The following is a 16819-nucleotide window of genomic DNA, read 5'->3' as shown; positions in this document are numbered from 1 at the left end:
TGCGTTCTCAGACGGAGAACACATCGTCGTGCGCGCGATGTCGCGCGCAGCAGAAAATACCAAATGTGCGTACAAGAAGAGGGAGCATGGGGAACCGGTGCCCCAGCCCGGTCCGAAAGTGGTCGAGCAGCGGCCAACCGGCGGCGCAGCGCACCGACCGCCGGCGACGGACCCGTCGGTCCGGTCAGGAAAGCGCGTCCAGCAGGGCGGGGTGAAGCAGCCCGTTGGACGCGAGGGAGGAGCCGTTGCCCGGCCCCGGCGTCCCGTCGACCGACGTGAAGGTGCCGCCCGCCTCCTCCACGATCGGGATGAGTGCGGCAAGGTCGTAGGTCTTCACGTCGAACTCGGCCACCGCGTCCAGCACGCCCTCCGCCAGCAGCATGTACGACCACATGTCGCCGTACGCCCGGTCGCGCCAGACGCGCCGGGTGAGGTCGATGAGCCGGTCGAGGTAGCCGGCCTGGTCCCACTGGGCGATGCTCTGGAAGCTGAGCGACGCGTGCTCCAGGTCGGTGACGCCGGAGACGTGGAGGGGTCGCGGCTGGGCGCCGGGCGCATCCGTCGTCCACGCCCCGCCACCCGTCGTCGCCCACCAGCGGCGGCCGAGCGCGGGGGAGCTGACGACGCCGACGCGGGGCGTGACGTCGATGGCGAGCGCGATGAGCGTGCCCCACACCGGGACGCCGCGCAGGTAATTCGCGGTGCCGTCGATCGGGTCGACGATCCACTGCCGGGTGCTGTCGCCCTCGGTGCCGTACTCCTCGCCCAGGATGCCGTCGCCCGGGCGCTCGGCCTTGATGGCTTCGCGGATCGCGCGCTCGACCGCGAGATCGGCCTCGGTGACGGGGGAGCGGTCGGGCTTGGTCTCGACGTGCAGGTCGAGGTCGCGGAACCGGCGGAGCGAGATCGCATCGGCGGTGTCGGCCAGCCGCAGGGCCAGCGCGAGGTCGCCGTCGAGCGGGCGGGGGTCGGCGGTGTTCGTCACAGCGACGAGCCTAGCGGGGTGCGGGGTTGGCAGCCGGGGTCGCCGAGCGTAACTGTGGAGGTATGCGACGGATCGTGTATGCGGGGACGGCGTTCTACACCGGCGACGCGTTGGCGGAGGCGGTCATGGAGTACGCCCGGGCGCTCGCCAGGCACGGCATCGCCGACACGGTGTTCGTCCCCGGCCGGACCCTGCAGGGCGACCGCGACCGCATCGAGCTCCTGCTCGGGCCGGCAAGCCAGATCGTCAGCGAGCCGGTCGACCTCGACAGTGCCGAGATCGAGGACGCCGGGCTGGTGGGCAGTCTCGGGGCGAAGACCGCGGAGCTCGCGCCGCGCAAGCCGGCGGCGGAGCCGACGGGAACCGGGACGGAGGCGCCGCAGACGTTCGACGACCTCGGCTGACCGGTCCGGCGTCGTCCGACCGGTGCCTCAGCCGTTCGGCGGCACTATCGCGGGCAGCGAGCCCGTCACCGGACCCAGCCGGCCGGGCCGCTCGTCGAGCTCGCCGTCCTCCCCGGTGACGACGAGGCCCTGCGGTCCGCTCGCCGACTCGGCGAGCCGGTCCACCCAGTCCTTGTTGATGGACGGGACGCGCGACCCCTCGAACTTGAAGTAGAGGGGGATGCTCGGGTCCAGCCAGATGGCGCTGCGCCCGTCGCCCACGTCGGTGGAGTCGCGCCACGACATCGCGAACGACTCCTGCCGCCGCAGCTTGTTGACGATGACGATCTGCAGGTGGGCGAGGTGCCGGTCCTCGAAGTGGATGACGATGCCGTCGTAGGTCATGGAGCCCATGCTCGACCTCCTCGGTTTCGGCGTGGGGCTCTCCAGTCTTCGCCCGACCCTCGCGGAAAGATAGCCCCGCCGGGCGGATTGCCAATAGGGTCCAGATAGCCCGTCTGGGCGTCGAGCGGAGGCAGCATGCGTTTCATCCGTCGGCCCGTCAGCCGAAGCAGCTACGGCGGCGGCGTGCCCTCGCGCCGGGCCGCAGGTGAGCCACTCATCCGCCGCAGCCCGCTGCTCTTCGGCTACCTCGTCTCGCTCGGCGCGATCGGGGCCGTCGCCACCGGCTTCATGCTCTACGGTCTGCGCTCGATCATCTTCTCGGTGTTCCTGGCCATGTTCGCCACGGTCGGCCTCGACCCGCTGATCCGCTGGTTCCAGCGCCGGGGGATGAAGCGCGTCTGGGCGATCGTGACCGTCATCCTGCTCATCGTCGCCCTGCTGATCGCCATCGTCTGGGTGGTGGTGCCGCTGATCGTTCAGCAGATCTCGAACCTGGCCACGCAGGTGCCGAAGGAGATCAACACCCTCCGCGCGGAGGGCTGGTTCGATTCCGCCAATGAGGCGACCAACGGTGTCCTCGGCCAGGTCTTCACCTGGATCTCGGACCAGGTGAAGGACCCGAACACGTGGGCGACGATCGGCAACGGTCTGGTGGGTTTCGGCCTTTCGGTGCTCAACGCCGTCACGACCGGCTTCTTCATCGCCATCCTGACCATCTACTTCATCGCGTCCTACGACAGCACCAAGCAGGCCGCCTATCGGCTCGTGCGCCGCTCCAATCGCGCCCGCTTCGAGAGCTACGCCGAGCGCATCCTGCAGAACTTCGGCAAGTACCTGAGCGGGATGGTGATCCTCGCCTTCTGCAACGCCGTCTACAGCCTCATCCTGCTGCTCGCCACCGGCGTCCCCGGCGCCTTCCTGATCGCGCTCGCCGCCTTCTTCATCACCCTCATCCCGCTCATCGGAACCGTGCTGACGACCGCCGTCATGACGGTGCTGGCGTTCATCCACTCGCCGGTGAGCGGCGTGGTCGTGCTGGTGCTGATGCTCGTCTACATGCAGGTGGAGGCGTACATCCTGACGCCGCGCGTGATGGGGAAGGCCGTGCAGGTGCCCGGATCGGTCGTGCTCATCTCGGCGCTGGCCGGATCGACCCTGTTCGGTCTGCCGGGCGCCCTCGTCGCCATCCCGATCTCGGCGGGCATCATCCTGATCATCAAGGAGATCGTGATGCCGAGAAAGGAGCTCCGCTGACGCGAGCGATCCTCGATTGGCGGGATGCCCGAAACGGATGCTAGTGTTGAGCCTCGGTTCGGGTCACCGAACCGGATGCGCCTCTAGCTCAATCGGCAGAGCAATTGACTCTTAATCAATGGGTTCAGGGTTCAAGTCCCTGGGGGCGCACCACCGGAAAGGCCCCTGCAGCTGGAGACAGCGGCGGGGGTCTTTCGCTTATCCGGGGTCTTCTCCGCGCGGCTTGGATGCCCGGGCGGCATGCGCTCGAACCACTCCGCGTGCGATGATCTCCCCATGGTGCCGGGGGAGAGTCCTGCCAGTCCGACCGAACGAGCGCCGTTGATCGTTCGAGCCACCCAGACGAACCAGCACAACTGGATCGTCCTCCTGGTGGGGGGCTCAGCTGCGGCGGCACTCGGCGTGCTCGGTCTGATCGCGGGCAACGTCTTCGGTGGCCTGGGCGTCCTGGTCTTCGGCGCGGTCGCCGCCGGGCCTGGCGCGTGGTGGGTCCGGCAGGCGACGCGGGTGCCGGCCTCGGAGCTGCGGCCGGAACCGGACCAGCAGTCGCCAGAAGCGCCCTGACGATCCTCTCAGGCCACGCCGTCGGTCACCGCGACCACGGCAGCGAGGACGGCGGAGTAGAGATCGGCAGTCCGCCGTTCGTACTCCTGCGCCAGGGCGTCGTCGGCGAGCGCGATGTCGTTCCACGATCCCATCCCGCAGAACACCCAGGCCTTGACCGTCCCGGCCAGCAGCTGTCGCGCCGCCAGGGGGCAGCGAGGCCGGCGCGAGGTCCGGGTTGTAGGGGATGACCGGATCCGGGGAGTCGAGGAGGCGGAGGGCCTCGGCGAACCACCGGGCCCACTCGTCCAGGCCCGCGCGGTCGGCGTACTCGCGGATCCCCTCCAGAGCCCGTCTCAGGTCTTCGCGCGCCGAGCCCTCCACATCCCGTGCGGGCCACGGATCCGCCACCGGGGTGCCCGCCTGCTCAACCGTCCAGATTCGCCGGTCCGGCCTGTCCCGGTCCTGAACCGCCCACCTCGACCGCCACAGACGCGGGAGCGGGCCATCGCTCGCGAGCGCCCACCGGCCGCCGCCCGCGAACGACACCGCGAGGTGATCCGGAAGCCCGGAATCGGAGGAGCCGGCGACGACGAGCGACAGCCGACGGGTGCCCGAGTCGCGCAGGAACTCGAGCCACGGCGCGACGCCGTCGGCCTCCCACGTTTTCCGCCCGAGGAAGCGCCGTTGCGGGCACGTGGAATGCAGCCGGCTGACGTACTGAAAGGTGGAGTTGGACGTGTCGAGTGTCGGCGCGGGACCTGTCCCGGACGCGAGCCATTCGTTTCCGTGCAGGCACTGTGCGATCAGGGCAGCGAGTTCACCGTTCATACAGAGGATTCTGCCGTGAGCGGAGGACGGCGCTCAGCCGACAGGTGCGGGCGTCTTTCGCTTGTCCGTGGTCAGTTCTCGCTCGCGTGTGCCTGGCTCGGCTCTTCGCGTATCCATGGGGCGCAACACGCCGCGAACCGTCTGTCGTTCACGGCGTGTTGCGGCCCATCGATGAAGCGTTGCCCCCTGAACGAGCCGTCAGCGGTCCCGCGCGATCACCGAGAAGTCCTCCTCGCCGTGGCCGGCGTCGACGGCGCGCTGCAGTTCTGCGGCCACGAGGGCGGCGGCGGGTAGCGGGGTTTCGGCCGTCGCCAGCATGAGGCGCAGGTCCTTGGCGAGAAGGGCGGCCGAGAACTGCGTGTCCACGAAGTCGCCCGAGGCCACCACCGGGCCCTTCATCGAGGCGATCGGGGCGATGGTGGTGAGCGGCAGCAGCGACAGCACCTCGTCGGTGGACAGGCCGCCCGCGGCACCCAGCCGCAGCGTCTCGCTCAGCGCCTCCATCGAGATGGCGAGCGCGAGGTTCGCGACGAGCTTCGCCGACGCGGCCTTCTCCGGTGCGTCGAAGGTGCGGATCTTATCCGGGTCGGCCCACAGGCTGACCACCGAGCGGGCCTCGCGGGCGGCGTCGTGCTCGCCGCCGATGAGCACGGCCAGGCCGCCGGCCCGAGCGGGCGCGAGCGACCCGACGACGGGCGAGTGGACGTAGCGCACCCCCGCCCGCTCGGCCCACCCCGCGAAGTCGGTGGCGTCGGCCGGGGCGACGGTGGTCACATCGATCCACAGTGCGCCGGAGGGGATCGGCAGCGACGGTTCGAGCACGGTCTCGCGGACGGCGTCCGGGCCGAACAGGACGGTGACGACGACCTCGGCCCCCTCCACGGCCTCGGCCGCGGACGAGGCGATGCGGGCACCGCGCCGGCCGATGGTCTCCGTGGGACCCGGGGAGCGGTTCCAGGCGGTCACGCGATGGCCGGCGTCGATCAGATGCGGCACGAGTTCGCGGCCCATGCGGCCGAGTCCGAGGAAGGCGATGTCCATGACCCCACTCTGCGCCTGTCCGGACACCGGGGGAAGGGGCGCAGGCTCAGCCGGTGAGCGCCGCGCGGCGACCCAGCAAAAAGGTGCGCTCCGCCTCGCCGGTGCAGAGAGCGGCAGCGGTCTCGTACTCGTCGGCCGCCTCCTCGAGGCGACCGGCGCGGGCGAGCAGTCCGGCGCGGATGCCGTGCAGCAGGTAGAAGCTCGCGAGCTGTTCGCGCAGCGGCTCGACCGCGTCCAGGGCGACGACCGGACCCTCCACCTCGGCGACCGCCACCGCGCGATTCAGGGCGACGACCGGCGTGGGGGCGACGCGCAGCAGCTGGTCGTACAGCAGCACGATCTGCCGCCAGTCGGTCGCGTCGGCCGAGGGCGCGTCGTCGTGCACCGCCTGGATGGCCGCCTGCAACTGGTACGGCCCCGGGCGGCCGCGCCGCAGGCACTCCCGCACGATGTCGTGCCCCTCCGCGATCAGCGCGGCGTCCCAGAGCGAGTGGTCCTGCTCCGGCAGCGGGACCATCAGGCCGGCTGCGTCGACCCGGGCCGCGCGCCGCGCATCCACGAGCAGCAGCAGGGCGAGCAAGCCCCGCACCTCCTCCTCGTGCGGCAGCAGCGACCGCAGAACGCGCGCGAGCCGGACCGCCTCGTCGCACAGCTCCTCGCGCACCAGCCGGTCGCCGGCGCTCGCCGCGTAGCCCTCGCTGAAGATGAGGTACAGCACCGACAGCACCGACCGCAGCCGCCGCGCCAGGTCGGCGGACGATGGGACGCGGTACGGGATGCGGGCATCCCGGATCTTCGCCTTCGCCCGCGACAGGCGCTGTGCCATGGTCGGCTCCGGCACGAGGAACGCACGCGCGATCTCCGCCGTGGTGAGTCCTCCGAGCAGCCGGAGGGTGAGGGCGACGCGCGCCTCGGGCGACAGGGCCGGGTGGCAGCAGGTGAAGATCAGCTGCAGCCGGTCGTCGGGGATGTCGTCCGACGCTACGGTCGGTTCGCTCAGTGCGGCGAGCTGTACGGCCTCGGCCTCCCGTGACCGCCCGACCCCCTCCCGGCGCAGCCGGTCGATCGCGCGCCGCCGGGCGGTGGTGATGATCCAGCCGGCGGGCGCGGGCGGGACGCCGTCGCGCGGCCAGCGCTCGACCGCGACCGCGAACGCCTCCTGCACCGCGTCCTCGGCGCGGTCGAGATCGCCGAGGACGCGGTACAGCACGGAGACGGCGCGACCGTAGTCCGCGCGGAAGATCCGCGCGATGCGGGCATCGTCGTCCATCGGGGTTCAGCCGCGGAAGGGCCGCACTTCGATGGGGAGGGTGGTCGCCAGGGCGAGGCGGCGGCCCCACTCGAGCGCCGCATCTAGGTCGGGCACGTCGACGATCGAGAACCCGCCGAGGTGCTCCTTGCCTTCGGCGAACGGGCCGTCGGTGACGAGCACCTCGCCGTCGCCCGGGCGCAGGACGGTCGCGGACGACGGCGGCAGCAGCCCGTTCGAGAACACCCACACGCCGGAGGTGCGCATGTCGGAGTCCACGGCGGTGACGTCACGGTCGATCCGCGCCATCACCTCCGGCTCGGGGACGGGTCCGTCGGGCTCGATGACGCTGAGGAGGTACTGGGTCATGATGGTGATCCTTCCCGAGCGCCCGGGTCGATGGGAAGGGGCGCTCTCACCGTCTATACGAACGGGCCGCCCCTATTTCGACACGTCACGCTCCAGCGACGCCACACCGATCTTGGAGTCGGCCATCCCGTAGAAGACCCAGTCGCGCCCGTCGACCGTCTCGATCGCGGTCGGGAAGACCACGTTCGGCACGATCCCGCTGCGTTCGTCCGCCGTCTCCGCCGACAGCAGCGGCTCGGTGGTCCGGTCGATCACGCGCCACGGTTCGTCCGCGTCGAGGATCATCGCGCCGGCCGCGTAGTTGACGTTCTTCTGCTGGTCGACGCCGGGCTCGAGCCGTCCGGTGACGCCGTGGTGGAGCAGCAGCCAGCCCTCGGGGACGCGGCGAGGAGCCGGTCCCGCGCCGATCTTCAGCTCCTCGAACGGGAACTCGGGACCGGCGAGGAACCGGTTCTGGCGCCAGCGGGCGAGCTCCGCGAGGTCGCGCTCGACCGCCTCCACCGGGATGAACGCGATCCAGATGCTCGGGCGCGTCTCGCCCGCGGGCGGGTGCTCTCCCTCGCCCGGACGGATGCCGCCGAGGTCCCACACCGGGCGGTGCAGCACCGCGAAGCTCGGCGTGCCGTCGGGCGCGGTCACCGGCTCGGGGAAGAACACCGTGTCCTTGTTGTGGAACAGGGCCAGGTCGATGCCGAGCTCGTCGTCGTACTCGAACGAGACCGGACCGAGGCGGCGCCAGGCGCGCAGGTCGTCGGAGACGGCGACGGCAGTGTGCGGGCCCAGTGGCCCGTAGGCGACGTAGGTCATCACGTGCAGGCCGAGCGCCGGGATGAAGGTGATGCGCGGATCCTCGACGCCCGCGTTGTCACGGCCGCGCTCGAACGGCCGGTCGGGCTCGAGCACGACCCCCTGCCGCTCCACGGCGACCGGCACGCCGTCCTCCACCACGACCCGCGCGAGGCCGACCCGGGAGACGTTGCCCTCGGCGACCAGCCGCGGCAGCAGGTAGAGCTCGCCGTCGGGGCCACGGCCGGACGCCGGGTTCAGCACGCCCTCCGCCTCCAGCGGGTCGCCGGCGACCGGGGTCATCACGACACCGGCGCGCGTCAGCCGATACGGGAACGGGGTCATGCGTCCACCTCCTGGTAGAAGTACAGTTCACGGGTACCGGCCGGGGCGTCCCAGCCCTGGGCGAACGACCAGCGGCCCCCGAGCTTCTGGAGGCCGCCCCAGGAGAGCGACCCGCCGCGGTTCAGCGCCAGCTGGGTGAACGGCTCGTCGAGCCGGTACAGGGCCTGGGCGGCCGCGAAGTCGCCGTCGGCGTCCGCGTAGAAGAAGTCGAGCACGAGGTGGTCGCCCGTGACCGCGGCGCAGGCGACCTCGAACAGCGAGCCGCCCAGCGGGCCGAGGTCGAGGTACGGCTGCACCTCGAAGCTCCAGTCGAGTCCGTTCCGGGAGCGCCCGACGGTCGGCCGGCCGCCGCAGCCCTCCGAGAGGAACATGAGGTAGTCGTCGCCCACCCGCGCAGCTCGGCCGCGCTCGTCGCGCGGGAGGACGGCGCCCTTCGCCCAGTACTCCGAGACCTCGTACGGCACGACCAGGCCGCGCTTGTCCCAGTGCTCCAGGTCGTCGGAGACGGCGTGCAGGATGTCGACGGCCACCGAGCCGTCCTCCCGCCGCCAGATGCCGTTGTAGAACAGCACGTAGCCGTCGTCGAGCGCGTAGACCTTCGGGTCCTCGCAGCCGAGCGTCTCGTTCTCGAACGTCGGGTACACGATCGGGTTGGCGGGGGAGTCGTGCCACGCGCCGTCGCGGCGGACGGCGTGCCCGATCCGGCTCGCCGTCGACTCCTTGCGCGGGGAGGCGCGGTAGAACAGGTGCAGCTCGTCGCCGCGCTCGATCAGCGTGGGGTTGAAGATGGAGTCGCTGGTCCAGCCGATCCCGGTCGGGTCGTTCCACTGGCCGTCGAGGCGGAAGGTGAGCGCGTCGTTCCTGGCGAACGGGCCGATCGCCCACTCGGGGCGCTCGGGGTAGAAGGCCGAGAACTGGTCCGTGGAGATGCGGTCGGTCAGGGCGTTCGTGTGGGCGAGGGCCTCGCGGTACGACGCGAGCAGGGCGCCGTGGTCAGCGAGACCTGGGGTGAGGAGGTCGTCCATGGTTCCTTATCTCGGACTCAGCCCTTGACGGACGAGCCCAGGTCGGAGGAGGTGAAGTAGCGCTGGAACACGATGAACAGCACGACGACAGGCGCCGCCAGCACGACGGCGCCGGCGAGGATGGCGCCGTACGGGTTGGAGGTGGAGCCCGCGACGGTCGAGATGTAGTTGGCCAGCGAGACCGCCAGCGGCTGCAGACTCGCCTCCTTGGTGATCAGGAACGGCCAGAGGAACTCGTTCCACGGGCCGATGAAGGTCAGCAGCAGCGCGGTGACCAGCGCCGGGCGCACCAGCGGCAGGGCGATGCGCCACAGCAGCCGGAACTCGCCCGCACCGTCGACCCGCGCCGCGTCGAACAGCTCGCGCGGCAGCTGCAGGAAGTACTGCCGGAAGATGAGAACCGCGGCCGAGTTGATCACGAACGGCAGGATCATCCCGAGGTAGTTGTCGGCGAGCCCGTAGTTGCGCGCGATGAGCACGTAGAGCGGGATCATCAGCAGCTGGAACGGGATGGTCTGCACCAGCAGGGCGAGCGCGAAGGTCACGCCGCGTCCACGCCACTGCAGGATGGCAAGCGCGTAGCCGGCGAGCACGCCGAACACGACCGTCCCGAGCAGCACACCTCCGGTGAAGATCCCGGAGTTGACCAGCCCCTGGAACAGGTTGATCCGGGAGTTGATCTCGCCGTAGTTCTGCAGCGTCAGGTTGGCCGGGTTCGGGAAGGCTCCCGCGACCGACGTGTCGGGTTCGGCCTGCAGCGAGCCCACCAGCATGTAGTAGAAGGGGAACAGGAACGCGATCGCGCCCAGCGTGAGCACGATGCCCTGCACGATGGCCTGGCCGCGCGTGAGGCGCCGCGGCGCCGACAGGTCGCGTCGCCGGCGACGGGAGGGGCGAGAGGCCGGCCGCACGCCGGTCCCCGGTGTGGTTTGCGTCATCAGTCTCTTCCTCCGACGAACCGGTTCTGGAGCCAGCCGAGGATCAGCACCCCGATGACGAGGATGACGCCGATCGCAGCCGCGTAGCCGGGGTGGCCCTGCTGGATGCCCTGCTGGTAGATGAGCAGCACCGGGCTGGTGGAGTGCCCGTCCGGGCCGCCGCCCCCGGTCAGCAGGTACGGCTCCGTGAACAGGTTGGCCCCGGTGATCGTGGACAGCAGCAGCACGAGCACGGTCGCGGGACGGACGCCCGGGACCGTGACCGAGAAGAACTGCCGCACCTTGCCGGCACCGTCGGTCGCCGCCGACTCGTAGAGCTCCGTCGGCACGTTCTGCAGCGCAGCCAGGTAGAGCAGGATGTAGAACCCGAGGCCCTTCCACGTGACGTAGATCGCGATGGTCGGCATGGCGAGCGTCGGGCTCGACAGCCAGCTCGGGCTGGGCGCGAGCGGACCGAGGATGTGGTTCACCAGGCCGTTCTGCCCGAACAGGAACAGCCACACCCCGATGATCGCGACGCTCGCGGTGACGTACGGGACGTAGTAGCTGGTGCGCAGGAAGGTGCGGAACCGGGTGATGCTGTTCAGCCCGGAGGCGAGCAGCAGCGACAGCACGACGGTCAGCGGCACGTTGATGATGAGGAAGATGCCGACGTTGCCGAACGACTGCAGCACGGCCGGATCGGTGAGGGCCTGGATGTAGTTGTCCAGGCCGACGAACGGCCGGTCGACGTTCGCACCGGGCGCCGCGAAGAAGTAGTCGAAGAACGACATGTACACGGCGAAGCACAGCGGGAACGCGAAGATCACGAGCACGTACACGATGTACGGCGCGCCGAAGAGCCAGCCGAGCGGGTTCTTCCCCAGGATGCGCTGCACGAGCGGCGCGCGGTGGCGCCGGCCGTTCCCGGCGGCGGGCGCGGTGCCCGCCGCCGGGGGAGCGGAGGTGGTGGTCATGGCTACTTCTGCGCCTGGAGCTTGTCGATCTTGTCGGCGGCGGCCTTGAAGGCGTCCTCGACGGACCCGCTGCCGTTCACGACCGCCTTGGTGTAGGCGTCACGGAGTGCCTGCATCTGCGCGATCGTGTTGGTGCCGGTGGGGTCGTCGACGGTGTGGGCGCTCTGGGCTCCGAACTCCTTGTACGCGGGGTGCGCGTCGAAGTAGTCCTTGTAGGTCGTGGCGACGTCGGTGCGGATCGGCATCTGGCCGGTCGTGTCGAGCAGCTTGCCGTCCTGCTCCTTGCTGGTCGCGAACTTGATCACATCCCACGCCGTGCCCTGGTTCTTGCACGAGGTGTACATGCCGATGTTCTTCGCGTCGGGGAAGGTGTAGGTCTCGTCCGCAGACTTGCCGTCCTTGGTCGGGACCGGGACGGAGCCCCACTGCACCTTGTCGCCGCCGTAGTAGGCGATGGCCCAGGGGCCGACGATCGCCATGGCCGACTTGCCGTCGGCGAACGCGTCGCCCTGGTACTGCTCCTTGCCGGCGAGGCTGTCGCTGTAGATCTGCTTCCAGAAGTTCGCGACGTCGAGCGAGTCCTGACCGGTGACGGTCGCCTTGCCGTCCTCGATGAACGTCTTGCCGCCGGACTGGGCCGCGAGCAGCGGCAGGTAGTCGAAGTTCACCTGGAAGAACTCGCTGGTCGGCGCCGGGTAGATCGCGTACGGCGCGGCTCCCGAGCTCTTGATCTTCTGCGCGGCGGCGAGGAAGTCGGCGTAGGTCGACAGCTTCGGGTTCGCGGGGTCGAGGCCGGCCTTCTGGAAGATGGCCTTGTTGTAGAAGATCATCACGGGGTTCTGCTTCCACGGCATCTGGTAGTAGTCGCCGTCGGCCGACTTGTACTGCTTCGCGGCGTCGCCGCTGCGGGCCTCGATGTACTTCGCGCCGTCGGAGAACTTGGACAGGTCGACGAGGCCGCCCTGCTTCTGCCACTGGCCGGTGGCGGCCGGGAGGTTGTTGAACACCAGGCACGGCGTCGTCCCGGCGGTGATGGCGGCGCCGATGACCTCCTCGGTGCTCTTGCCGGCCGGCACCTCCTGGGCCTTGATCTGCTCCTTGGGGTGCGCGGAGTTCCAGGCCGAGACCATGGCCTTGCCCCACTGCACCTCCTGCTCGTTGTTCGAGTACCAGATGGTGATCGGTCCGTGCGCCTTCATGGCGTCGCCGGAGCCGCCGCCGCTGGAGCCGCAGGCGGCGAGGGTGCCGGCCACGAGGCCGGCGGTGAGGAGGGAAGCGGCGAGTCTGCCCCGTCGCAGTCTGTCGTGTCGCATGGTGTTGCCTTTCTGGGGGTGGGGTGTGGGTCAGCGGCCGGACGGCGCCGCGGTGGACGCCCGCACGACCAGTCGTGCGGGCGGCAGGGCGACGTCGCCGGCCTCGCCGTCCTCCACCAGCCGCAGCAGTGCGGTGGCGGCGGCGAGGCCGAACCCGGCCGGGTCGTTGTCGAGGGTGGTGAGGGAGGGATAGACGAACGACCCGATCTGGGAGCCGTCCAGCCCGGTGATGGAGAGGTCAGCGGGGAGGTCGAGCCCTCTCTCGTGCGCGACGCCCATCCCGGCGATCGCCATCGGGTCGTTCCCGTAGACGATCGCGGTCGGGCGGTCCTCCCGGTCGAGCAGGGCCTTCGTGGCCTCCGCGCCCTGCTCGGGGGAGAAGTCGGTGGGGACGACGAGCGGATCGATGCCCGCCGCTCGCGCCGCGGTCTCGAAACGCTCGCGCCGACGGCGGCCGTGCAGCATCCGCTCGTCGCCGGAGACGTGGGCGATGCGCCGGTGGCCGAGCCCGACGAGGTGCTGGACGAGCTCGTCGATGCCCGCGTCGTAGTCGCGGGTGACCGCGGGGAAGGGACTGCCGCCGAGCGGCTCCCCGAGCGAGACGGCGAACGAGCCGAGCCGTTCGAGGAGCGGGATGCGCTCGTCGTCGGCCAGGAGGTCGGTCAGCAGGAAGCCGTCGACGCGCTTGTCGGCTGCGAGCCGCTCGTAGGCGCGCTCCTCGGCCGCCCGGTCGGGCACGACGGTGAGCACGAGGACGTTGCCGCGCTCGGCGAGCACCGTCTCGACACCGGCGATGAAGGACGCGAAGAACGGGTCGACCTCGATCGTGCGCGGCGAGCGGCGCAGCACCAGCCCGAGCGCGTAGGCGCGGCGCAGGCTGAGGCCTCGGGCACCGGGATGCGGCGTCCAGCCGAGCTCGCGTGCGACCTGGAGGATGCGCTCCCTGGTCTCCTCCTTGACCCCGGGCCGCTCGTTGAGGGTCAGCGAGACCAGGGACTTGCTGACGCCCGCCGCGCGCGCGACGTCGTTGATCGTGACGCTGGCCGGGCTCATCGGGCGGTCACCGTGGTGAACCCGCCGGGCAGCACGAGCACCGTGGCGTGGGCCCCTGCCGTCTTCGCGCGGCCGACCTGACGGCCGGAGGCGTCGTAGCTGGTCACCGTCACGGGTGCGCCGGCGTCGAGCTTCTGCGGCACAGGGAGGGCCGTCGCGTTCGCATAGACGTCGAGCGTTGCGCTGCCGGCGAGGGCGAGGTGGGAGACGACCGGCTGCACGAGCAGCGCATCCAGCCGGGCGGTCCCGGTTACGCGGGCGGTGACCGAGGTGGCGGCCGCGGGGACCGGGACGGGCAGCGTCTGCGGGAGCAGGAAGACCGGGCTGGGCGCGATCCCCTGCTCCCCGGCGCGCACATTGTCGGTGCGGCCGAGCGGGAGGGTGAGGCGGCCGGCCGCGGTGGTCCAGGCGGTCGTGCCTGATCCGCCCGGACCGAGGTCGGCGATCGGGAGGATGCGCGCCGTCGGGTGGCTGGCCGGAAGGGCGAGGGTCACGGTCGAGCCGGAACCGGCCTGGAGGTACGACCCGCCCGACCAGTTCGCGGAACCGGTCCAGGCGGACGGCGGCGTCACCGTGCTGACGGGGCCGGTGGCCGTGCCGCTCTCGGCCTCGACCACGGTCAGCCCGTCCGTCGCGGTGGTGCGGGTGAGGGCCGTGGCGGCGCGTGCGATCGACGGGTGCGCATCCAGTGCCAGCATGCTGAGCTCGGTGTGGATGACGGACTCGGCGCCGCAGTTGCGGTTCACCGTGCCGTCACCCGCGATGCCGTCGACGCACACGCCGGTCGCCGGGTCGTAGGCGGCGACGCCCGCGCGGTTCGCGCCGAAGTACCAGGCGGCCTGTGCGCCGGCGAGGGCCGCGAGTCCGGAGGCGCCGGTCGCGTCGGACGCGGCGACGAGCCCTTCGAGCCGCGAGTCGACGCCGTAGGCGATCTGCGTGCGGTCGGCGGGGGTGGGGGTCCAGCCGTTGTCCGGTCCGCCGGAGGCGAGCAGCTGGGCGGTGAACGAGGCCAGGTCCTTCGTCGCGGACTGCTGGAGGCCGCCGTCGTGCAGCACCGTCGCCGCGGCCGTGAGGGCGGCGGGCTGCATCCCGGCCCAGGCGTGCCAGAAGGTGGGGGAGTTCGCCTCCGGCAGCAGTGCGCCGAACGGCCACTGCCCGGACCCGCCGCTCTGCAGCTTCGCGATGCCCTCGGCGTAGCGGGCGAGCGCCGTGCGCGCCGCGGAGTCGGAAGGCTGCGCGGCCACGTAGGCGCTGAGGCCGAGCACGGCCTCAGCTGTGGCTCCGGCGCTTCCGACGATGAGCCAGCCGGGAACGGTCACGCCGTTCGCGACATCGGTCTGCGGATAGCGGGCGAGGGACTGCCGCTGCAGCGCGCCGACGGCGAGCTGCATCCGGGCGGCGAGGAAGGACGCGAAGGCCGGGTCGGAGCTGCGGAATCCGGCATAGCCCTCGCCGAGCGCCCACACCGTGCGCGCGAGCCAGAACGACTCGGCGGAGTCGGACGGGTCGGGCAGCTCCTTCGGGATGGCGGACGGGTTGAGCGTGCCGTCGTGCTGCTGCCAGAGCACCACGTTGCCGGCGTTCGGCCCGTCGGCGGTCTGCAGGTAGGTGAGCGAGCGGAGCAGCTCGTAGGCGCTCGTGCGGCTGGTGGCAGTGCCGTTCTGCTTCCAGTCGCGCAGGTAGACGACGGCGGCGCGGGAGATGTCGTCGGCGTCGTAGGCGCCCTGGGCGTACCAGCCGCGGGTGGCGTCGGTGACGGGCCCGCCGCCGACCCGGCGGAAGCTGCCGTCGGCCTGCCGGTCGGCGTAGACCCAGGGTGCGCGAGCGACCGGCTCCTCGGCTGCGCGGTAGGTGGTGTGCCCGGCTATCCCTGAGAGGAGCGGGACGTCGTCGAGCAGGAAGTCGAGGTGCGCGAGATTGGTTAGCTTCGCGGGAGCGGAGGTGCCGGAGTCGGCCGCGGAGGCCGCCTGCTGCGGTGCTGCCAGAGCCGGAGCGCCTGCCGCCGTGATCGCCAGTGCGGCGCCGAGGGCGAGGCCGAGGGCGGCCTTCTTCGTCGTGAGTCGTCGGTTGCGCATCGTCGCGTCCCCTGTCATCTAAACCGGTTTAAGAGACCGTAGACGCGGTCGGGCCGAATGTCAACGTCGGTCTTGTGGAGACTTCGCCGTCAGACCAGACTGGCCGCACGCGACCCCGTCATCGCCGGGTGAGAGGAGCTCCCGTGGAGTACAAAGACGTTCCCACCAAAGCCGACGTGGAGCGCATCGCCGCCTTCCGTCAGCCCGGATGCGTGAGCATCTACCTGCCGACCGGCACGACGCCTCCGGAGGCCGATCGGGCCAGGATCGAGCTCAAGAACCATCTCGCGTCGGCCGTCCGGGCGCTGGAGGCCCTGGAGGTTCCGCGGGCCCGCATCCAGGCCGTGCATGCGGAGGCCGAGCGCATCCTCGACGACCGGGACTTCTGGCGCTATCAGTCCCGCTCGCTCGCGGTCTTCCTCGACGGCGAGCTGGCGGAGACGTTCCGCCTGCCGAACCGCCTCGGGACCTCCTGCGAGGTCGCCGACCGGTTCTACGTGAAGCCGCTGCTGCGGGCGCTGACGTTCCCGCAGACCGCGCTGATCCTGGCGTTGGCCGGCAACTCGGTGCGGCTGCTGCACCTGACGCCCGACCGGCCGCCGGAGCGGGTCGACGTGCCGGGCATGCCGAAGGACGTCGCCGCGGCGGTGGGGCTGACCTCGGTGAGCGGACGGTCGCCGGACGGGCGCATCCAGGGCTCGGAGGGCCAGAAGGTGCGGATGCTGGAGTACGTGCAGGCGATCGAGCGCGCGCTGCACCCGCTGCTGGCGAACTCCACGGAACCGCTCATCCTGGCCGCCGCCGAGCCGCTCGTGGGCATCTTCCGCGGGGCGGGGGAGCACCCGCGGCTCGTGCCGGAGGTCATCGCCGGCAATCCGGAGGACAAGACCGACGAAGAGCTCGCGACGGCCGCGCGCGGCGTGCTCGACCGGCTCTACGCGGGCAAGGTCGCCGAGCTGCGCGAGACGTACGAGAGCCGCATCGCGTCCGGAACAGCGCTCGTCGATCTGAGCGACATCGCCCGCGCGGCGACGTTCGGCGCCGTGGAGTCGCTCATCATCGACATCGACCGCCGGGTGCCGGGGTCGGTGGACGAGACGACGGGAGCGATCACGCTCGCGCCGGAGGACGAGCCGGGCGACTACGGCGTGGTCGACGAGATCCTGCGCCGCGCGCTGGGTTCCAAGGCGAAGGTCTACGCGCTGCGCGCCGACGATGTGCCGGGCGGCGGGGCGGCCGCGGCCGCCGTGCGCTTCCCCGTCTGAGGG

At 71.0% G+C, this 16819-nt stretch carries 17 protein-coding genes and 1 tRNA gene; 5 read left to right on the top strand and 13 right to left on the bottom strand.

All coding sequences use genetic code 11. The annotated features are described in order from the left end of the window. Positions 1-184 precede the first annotated feature (184 nt). Positions 185-985: an inositol monophosphatase family protein gene (locus tag P5G59_RS05575; RefSeq protein ID WP_301216799.1), complete on the bottom strand. Its 801-nt coding sequence runs from the start codon at positions 983-985 to the stop codon at positions 185-187. Between the two features lie 62 nt (positions 986-1047). Between P5G59_RS05575 and P5G59_RS05570 the strand changes: the two genes are divergently transcribed. After that, a complete protein-coding gene (locus P5G59_RS05570) occupies positions 1048-1389 on the top strand; it encodes a hypothetical protein (RefSeq protein ID WP_301216797.1) in 342 nt (113 codons plus the stop codon). A gap of 27 nt (positions 1390-1416) precedes the next feature. On the opposite strand, the gene P5G59_RS05565 is transcribed toward P5G59_RS05570, so the two are convergent. Next, complete coding sequence (locus P5G59_RS05565) at positions 1417-1782, bottom strand: DUF7882 family protein (RefSeq protein ID WP_301216795.1); 366 nt, start codon at positions 1780-1782, stop codon at positions 1417-1419. A gap of 126 nt (positions 1783-1908) precedes the next feature. Between P5G59_RS05565 and P5G59_RS05560 the strand changes: the two genes are divergently transcribed. The 3 genes from P5G59_RS05560 to P5G59_RS05550 all read left to right on the top strand — a co-directional run bounded on the left by P5G59_RS05560 (position 1909) and on the right by P5G59_RS05550 (position 3591). After that, positions 1909-3027, top strand: coding sequence for an AI-2E family transporter (locus P5G59_RS05560; RefSeq protein ID WP_301216793.1), 1119 nt, complete (start codon positions 1909-1911; stop codon positions 3025-3027). Positions 3028-3104: 77 nt separating this feature from the next. Next, a tRNA-Lys gene (locus tag P5G59_RS05555) sits at positions 3105-3180 on the top strand. A gap of 168 nt (positions 3181-3348) precedes the next feature. Continuing rightward, positions 3349-3591 carry a hypothetical protein gene (locus tag P5G59_RS05550; RefSeq protein WP_301216791.1) on the top strand — a complete coding sequence of 81 codons (243 nt, stop codon included), beginning with the start codon at positions 3349-3351 and terminating at the stop codon, positions 3589-3591. Between the two features lie 8 nt (positions 3592-3599). Here P5G59_RS05550 and P5G59_RS05545 read toward each other — a convergent pair whose 3' ends face one another. From P5G59_RS05545 to P5G59_RS05495, 11 genes are all read right to left on the bottom strand, one after another. Beyond that, positions 3600-3725 carry a hypothetical protein gene (locus P5G59_RS05545; RefSeq protein ID WP_301216789.1) on the bottom strand — a complete coding sequence of 42 codons (126 nt, stop codon included), beginning with the start codon at positions 3723-3725 and terminating at the stop codon, positions 3600-3602. Positions 3726-4599: 874 nt separating this feature from the next. Next, positions 4600-5442: an NAD(P)-dependent oxidoreductase gene (locus tag P5G59_RS05540; RefSeq protein WP_301216787.1), complete on the bottom strand. Its 843-nt coding sequence runs from the start codon at positions 5440-5442 to the stop codon at positions 4600-4602. 46 nt (positions 5443-5488) lie between these two features. Next, complete coding sequence (locus P5G59_RS05535; protein WP_301216785.1) at positions 5489-6712, bottom strand: RNA polymerase sigma factor; 1224 nt, start codon at positions 6710-6712, stop codon at positions 5489-5491. 6 nt (positions 6713-6718) lie between these two features. Continuing rightward, on the bottom strand, positions 6719-7060 hold the full coding sequence (locus P5G59_RS05530) for a YciI family protein (RefSeq protein ID WP_301216783.1): 342 nt from the start codon (positions 7058-7060) through the stop codon (positions 6719-6721). A gap of 72 nt (positions 7061-7132) precedes the next feature. Then, on the bottom strand, positions 7133-8191 hold the full coding sequence (locus P5G59_RS05525) for a glycoside hydrolase family 130 protein (protein WP_301216781.1): 1059 nt from the start codon (positions 8189-8191) through the stop codon (positions 7133-7135). Next, positions 8188-9216, bottom strand: a complete 1029-nt coding sequence (locus P5G59_RS05520; protein ID WP_301216779.1) for a glycoside hydrolase family 130 protein — start codon at positions 9214-9216, stop codon at positions 8188-8190. The genes P5G59_RS05525 and P5G59_RS05520 overlap by 4 nt, the downstream gene beginning before the upstream one ends. Before the next feature lie 17 nt (positions 9217-9233). Beyond that, positions 9234-10157, bottom strand: a complete 924-nt coding sequence (locus tag P5G59_RS05515; RefSeq protein WP_301217009.1) for a carbohydrate ABC transporter permease — start codon at positions 10155-10157, stop codon at positions 9234-9236. Next, on the bottom strand, positions 10154-11110 hold the full coding sequence (locus P5G59_RS05510; protein ID WP_301216777.1) for a carbohydrate ABC transporter permease: 957 nt from the start codon (positions 11108-11110) through the stop codon (positions 10154-10156). Before P5G59_RS05510 ends, P5G59_RS05515 begins: the two co-directional genes overlap by 4 nt. Before the next feature lie 2 nt (positions 11111-11112). Beyond that, positions 11113-12423, bottom strand: a complete 1311-nt coding sequence (locus P5G59_RS05505) for an ABC transporter substrate-binding protein (protein WP_301216774.1) — start codon at positions 12421-12423, stop codon at positions 11113-11115. 30 nt (positions 12424-12453) lie between these two features. Beyond that, on the bottom strand, positions 12454-13476 hold the full coding sequence (locus P5G59_RS05500) for a LacI family DNA-binding transcriptional regulator (RefSeq protein ID WP_301216772.1): 1023 nt from the start codon (positions 13474-13476) through the stop codon (positions 12454-12456). Beyond that, positions 13473-15569, bottom strand: coding sequence for a hypothetical protein (locus tag P5G59_RS05495; RefSeq protein WP_301216770.1), 2097 nt, complete (start codon positions 15567-15569; stop codon positions 13473-13475). Before P5G59_RS05495 ends, P5G59_RS05500 begins: the two co-directional genes overlap by 4 nt. Before the next feature lie 125 nt (positions 15570-15694). Between P5G59_RS05495 and P5G59_RS05490 the strand changes: the two genes are divergently transcribed. Beyond that, positions 15695-16816 (top strand): baeRF11 domain-containing protein, encoded by a 1122-nt coding sequence (locus P5G59_RS05490; RefSeq protein ID WP_301216768.1) that lies wholly within the window; start codon positions 15695-15697, stop codon positions 16814-16816. Positions 16817-16819 lie beyond the last annotated feature (3 nt).

This window comes from Leifsonia virtsii (assembly GCF_030433675.1).
Classification (GTDB): Bacteria; Actinomycetota; Actinomycetes; order Actinomycetales; family Microbacteriaceae; genus Leifsonia; species Leifsonia virtsii.
The sequence above is the reverse complement of the archived record's forward strand: the minus strand, read 5'-3'. Positions and strand labels throughout refer to the sequence as shown.

Coding starts and splice junctions, on each gene's coding strand:
- P5G59_RS05570 (WP_301216797.1), top strand. CDS start 1,048: ATGCGACGGATCGTGTATGCGGGGACGGCGTTCTACACCGGCGACGCG.
- P5G59_RS05565 (WP_301216795.1), bottom strand. CDS start 1,782: ATGGGCTCCATGACCTACGACGGCATCGTCATCCACTTCGAGGACCGG.
- P5G59_RS05560 (WP_301216793.1), top strand. CDS start 1,909: ATGCGTTTCATCCGTCGGCCCGTCAGCCGAAGCAGCTACGGCGGCGGC.
- P5G59_RS05545 (WP_301216789.1), bottom strand. CDS start 3,725: ATGGGATCGTGGAACGACATCGCGCTCGCCGACGACGCCCTGGCGCAG.
- P5G59_RS05540 (WP_301216787.1), bottom strand. CDS start 5,442: ATGGACATCGCCTTCCTCGGACTCGGCCGCATGGGCCGCGAACTCGTG.
- P5G59_RS05535 (WP_301216785.1), bottom strand. CDS start 6,712: ATGGACGACGATGCCCGCATCGCGCGGATCTTCCGCGCGGACTACGGT.
- P5G59_RS05530 (WP_301216783.1), bottom strand. CDS start 7,060: ATGACCCAGTACCTCCTCAGCGTCATCGAGCCCGACGGACCCGTCCCC.
- P5G59_RS05525 (WP_301216781.1), bottom strand. CDS start 8,191: ATGACCCCGTTCCCGTATCGGCTGACGCGCGCCGGTGTCGTGATGACC.
- P5G59_RS05520 (WP_301216779.1), bottom strand. CDS start 9,216: ATGGACGACCTCCTCACCCCAGGTCTCGCTGACCACGGCGCCCTGCTC.
- P5G59_RS05510 (WP_301216777.1), bottom strand. CDS start 11,110: ATGACCACCACCTCCGCTCCCCCGGCGGCGGGCACCGCGCCCGCCGCC.
- P5G59_RS05505 (WP_301216774.1), bottom strand. CDS start 12,423: ATGCGACACGACAGACTGCGACGGGGCAGACTCGCCGCTTCCCTCCTC.
- P5G59_RS05500 (WP_301216772.1), bottom strand. CDS start 13,476: ATGAGCCCGGCCAGCGTCACGATCAACGACGTCGCGCGCGCGGCGGGC.
- P5G59_RS05495 (WP_301216770.1), bottom strand. CDS start 15,569: ATGACAGGGGACGCGACGATGCGCAACCGACGACTCACGACGAAGAAG.